This is a genomic window from Polaromonas sp. (assembly GCF_030682935.1).
GTDB lineage: Bacteria > Pseudomonadota > Gammaproteobacteria > Burkholderiales > Burkholderiaceae_C > Polaromonas.
This window is the reverse complement of sequence record NZ_JAUXNA010000179.1, coordinates 1-1,061: the sequence shown is the minus strand read 5'-3', so window position 1 is coordinate 1,061 and position 1,061 is coordinate 1. Positions and strand designations below refer to the sequence as shown.

1 protein-coding gene and 1 pseudogene are annotated in these 1,061 nt (G+C 64.4%); both read right to left on the bottom strand.

The features are described from left to right. A partial coding sequence (locus Q8K05_RS08065) for an electron transfer flavoprotein subunit alpha/FixB family protein (protein ID WP_305246093.1) occupies positions 1-698 on the bottom strand: 698 nt, incomplete at its 3' end. Further along, a pseudogene (locus tag Q8K05_RS08060) lies at positions 699-1,061 on the bottom strand (electron transfer flavoprotein subunit beta/FixA family protein); the annotation flags it as partial.

Below are 1,061 nucleotides of genomic sequence, written 5' to 3'. Positions count from 1 at the left end.
GCGCGCGACGCGCCGAGCGCGGCACCCAGCTTGTCGGCCAGCGGCGTCAGCACTTCGTCGAATTTTTCGCTCGAGCCCAGCGCCCGGCCACCCGAGACGATGATCTTGGCGGCCGTCAGTTCAGGGCGGTCGCTTTTGGCGATCTCTGCGCTGACAAACGAGGACTTGCCGCTGTCGGCCACGCCGGCCAGCGTTTCAACGGCGGCACTGCCGCCGCTGGCGGCCGCAGGGTCAAACCCGGTGGTGCGCACGGTGATGACTTTGATCGCGTCCAGGCTTTGCACGATGGCAATGGCGTTGCCGGCGTAAATCGGACGCTCAAACGTATCGGCCGCATCGACCTTGGTGACGTCGGATATCTGGGCGACATCCAACAGGGCCGCTACGCGCGGGGCAATGTTCTTGCCCGAGGCCGTTGCCGGAAACAGGATGTGCGAATAACTGCCCGCAATGAGCACCACCTGCGCAGCCATGTTTTCAGCCAGGCCGTGGGCAAACTGCTCGCCGTCCACGTGAATGACTTTGTTCACGCCGGCTATTTGCGCGGCGGCCTTGGCGGCCGCTTCGGCGCCCTTGCCTGCGACCAGCACATGCACCTCACCCGTTCCAGCGCCGCACTGGATGGCCGCGGTCACGGTATTGAGGGTGGCGGGCTTGATGCTCGCGTTGTCGTGTTCGGCAATAACAAGTGCGCTCATTTAGATCACCTTCGCTTCGTTTTTGAGTTTGTCGACCAGGGCGGCCACGTCAGCCACCTTGACACCGGCGCTGCGCTTGGGCGGCTCGCTGACCTTGAGGGTCTTGATGCGCGGCTTGACATCCACACCGAGGTCTTCGGGCTTGAAGTTGTCGAGCTGCATTTTCTTGGCCTTCATGAAGTTCGGCAGCGTGACGTAGCGCGGCTCGTTCAGGCGCAGGTCGGTCGTGATGATGGCCGGCAGCGTGAGCGCCAGCGTCTCCAGGCCGCCGTCGACTTCGCGCGTGACCCTGGCCACGCCGTCAGCCACTTCGACCTTGGACGCAAAGGTGGCCTGCGGCCAGCCCAGCAGCGCGGCCAGCAT